Raw genomic sequence first — 2,845 nt, 5'->3', positions numbered from 1 at the left:
GGCGGGCGGCGTGGATGGCGTGGACGGCGGCCCAGGCGTGTCCGAAGCGCAGTAGTTCGGTGGCGGTGACCGCGGCATCGGTGTCGAATGCCTCGATGCGGATGAACCGCAGGCCTTTGATGTAGCCGAGCAAGCCGGGCCGCTCGGCGTCGCCGGCCGTCAGTGACAGTACCGGCGCATACAGATCACCGAGTCCGCCGGAGGCCTGGACGTAGAACGCGGCGACCGCCTCGTTGAACGGATCCTTCGGGTCGTACAACGCCGTGGCGGTTGTGTGGTCCAGGACGACCGCGATCGCCGCCACTACGCGGCCGCCCGCGGACCGTGCGAGGCGGCGCCCAGGTGCTCCAGCAGAGCTCGGGCCTTCGCCTCTGCCGCCGGACTCGGCGCGCTGCCGAGGGCGGAGGCGAGCTCGGCGCGGGCCAGCTCGGCACGCTCGGCGTATTCGGCCTGCGTCGGCGTGCTCTGCGCCAGGTCCTCGACCAGGCTGCGAATGGTCGTGCCGTGCTCGGCCGCCAGCTGGGCCAGCCGGTCCCGCGCGGCCGCGCTCACCTTGATGCTCGTCTCGTCTGCTGTCATATCCCGACTCTACCGCGTTCCTCTACTGATGGTAGAGGGACGCGAACATGTCGCCTTGGTGCTCCCCGCCGGCGGCCCGGGCCGGCCGTGGTGCGCCACCAGCAGCCCCGACCCACCACCCACCGGCGCGCGGGACGACTTCCTCGACGTGGCCGGCCTGCGCGGACAGCCCTCGGCCACCCGGGACGGGTGGGAGCGCAGTCAGGGGCAGGCGATGTGGTGTTCCCACTCGTGCAGCCGGTCACTGTGCCTGTCCTCGCCGGGGGCAGGCCTCCAGGACATGCGTGGCCTTGTTCAGGACCGGGCGTCTGGCCGACATTCCGACGCCCGCAGGCCCGACACCATGCGAGCTCGACGTGCCGACCACTGCAGGCCTCCTGCCACTCGTCACCGTCCGGCAACGCAGCGCCAGCGCGGAACGCTGATATCGAGGTGCGACCGGCTCGGGAGAGTGCCACAGTCACTGTCGTGACCTTGATGGACGTACTCGTCGACTTCTCCGGCACTGGCCGGATTGGCCCGCTGAGCTGCGGTCCCTGGCTGAGGCTGAAGACCTTCTCGGCCCGGGGCGCCCACACCCGGCCCATCGCCTGAAGGGGCCCGATATCGACGGCTACCCCTACCCCTACTCCTGGGACGGGCTGCAACTGGTGGTCACTCAGCGGGCTGTCAGCGGAATTTGGATCAACCTCTGGCCCGGACCGCCAAACTTCCGCCGCTCGTCCTGCCTGATTCCGAGTCGTTCGAGGCCACCGTCCTCCGCGAGGAGCTGGTCGCCGCCCTCGACGACGTTGGCTGCCGGCATGCGGTTAACAGCACTCTCACATTCGGCGAGCAGTCGAGCATGGCAGTCGAGCGAGTGTCCCGTTGTATGGACACTGCCTTCCGGCGAGTCAATCTGGAGATCCTGGGCAACACGGATGGATTCCTGCATGCGCACGTATGGCCACGATTCGAGTGGGAGCCAACTGACTTGGTCGGCAAGCCGGTATGGCTCTATCCCTGCGACAGATGGACCGACGAGCAGTTCGCACTCGGCCCGCAGCACGACTCACTGCGCGAGGCAATCGAGGATGAGCTGGACCGTCTGAGTTCGGCGAACTGACAGCAGCCTGACGCAGGATATCGAGGTCATCGGCCTTCTCTCTGGTGATCGGTATGCCCAGGGAGACCGCGGTGCGGTTGCGGTTCAGGGCGTGGCGGTCAAGGGAGGCGAGCTTGTTCCGTGCGGCTTCGAGGTTGATCTGGAGCTCCTGTACCTCCCGGGCCAGCCGTTGACGCGGGCCTCCTCGATGCGGTCACCGAGGTTGCGGAGGTTCTCTTCCAGGCGTCGACGCTGTTGCGGGTCGACGCGGAGCATCGGACACCGGACGCAGGCGTCTCTGAACCACCGGCGGCAGCGCGTTAGCGGCTGCTGGTAAACCAGTGGCGTCTCCGCGGGCGGCCCCATAGGTTGTGCGTTCGTGACCGGCAGTTCGAAGATGCCCCTGAATTGATACGACCTTGGCCGAGTGTTCAACGAGGTACCGGAACTGTACGACCGGGTCCGGCCGGGATACCCCGACGAACTGTTCGGGGACCTTGGCGCCATCACCGGCATGGATGAAAGGTCGTCGGTGCTGGAGGTGGGCTGCGGTACTGGTCAGGCGACGCGCTCCAGTGGATAGAGTGGGTGCATGCCGGTGACTTACCTGTGCTGCATGGCTTCGTTACGGTCTCGGCCAGGATGTCGATGCCGTCGTCGTGGGGCTGAGCCTGCCCTGCAGCTCGGGTGCCGTCGAAGGTCACAGCAACAAGATCGAGATGCTTAAACGGCAGATGTTCTGCCGGGCCGACTTCGACCTGCGTAAACGAGTGCTTTGCGCGGCGCGAGGCCGTTCATGATCGCGGTTGTGGTGATCCTGCGTGGCTGCGGCACTGAAGGTGTTCCAGAACCAGCTTTCAAGGACCGCCGACAGCAAAGGCCTGCGAACATCTCCCTTGATATCTCGTGTGACACGGCGAGTTGCGCGGGTAGTTTATGTGTCATGGTTTTGGCTGATCTGACTGTTTCTCATTCTCTTGCGCCCGCCGGTCGGGCACCCCGATCGCCCCGTGGTGCTTGGGGGGCTGGTGGCATCACAGCGGGCCCTGGAGCGTCGGAAGGCGAAGACAGCGCACACGGCTTCTCCGTGTACCCCGTTCGGCCGGAAGCGATCCCATCAGCCCTGGGCCGACTGAGGTCCGGCGAGCGATCTGCCGACGGGGCAAGGGCGCGCGCCCTCGG

The 2,845-nt window shown here is 66.7% G+C and carries 4 protein-coding genes; 2 read left to right on the top strand and 2 right to left on the bottom strand.

All coding sequences use genetic code 11. The features are described from left to right. Together ADL25_RS07670 and ADL25_RS07665 are read right to left on the bottom strand one after the other, a co-directional pair. Nucleotides 1-304: hypothetical protein (locus ADL25_RS07670; RefSeq protein WP_059126894.1), on the bottom strand; the 304-nt coding region annotated here is incomplete at its 3' end. Beyond that, nucleotides 304-579, bottom strand: coding sequence for a hypothetical protein (locus ADL25_RS07665; RefSeq protein ID WP_059126893.1), 276 nt, complete (start codon nt 577-579; stop codon nt 304-306). The genes ADL25_RS07670 and ADL25_RS07665, both read right to left, overlap by 1 nt. A gap of 468 nt (nt 580-1,047) precedes the next feature. Between ADL25_RS07665 and ADL25_RS51515 the strand changes: the two genes are divergently transcribed. Together ADL25_RS51515 and ADL25_RS50360 are read left to right on the top strand one after the other, a co-directional pair. Further along, nucleotides 1,048-1,173, top strand: a complete 126-nt coding sequence (locus ADL25_RS51515; protein ID WP_267889236.1) for a hypothetical protein — start codon at nt 1,048-1,050, stop codon at nt 1,171-1,173. Nucleotides 1,174-1,258: 85 nt separating this feature from the next. Next, nucleotides 1,259-1,684 carry a hypothetical protein gene (locus tag ADL25_RS50360; RefSeq protein ID WP_234380707.1) on the top strand — a complete coding sequence of 142 codons (426 nt, stop codon included), beginning with the start codon at nt 1,259-1,261 and terminating at the stop codon, nt 1,682-1,684. Nucleotides 1,685-2,845 lie beyond the last annotated feature (1,161 nt).

It is taken from the genome of Streptomyces sp. NRRL F-5122 (assembly GCF_001507435.1).
Taxonomy (GTDB): domain Bacteria; phylum Actinomycetota; class Actinomycetes; order Streptomycetales; family Streptomycetaceae; genus Streptomyces; species Streptomyces lannensis.
Note: the sequence above shows the minus strand (reverse complement) of the source record. Positions and strands in the feature narration are given on the sequence as shown.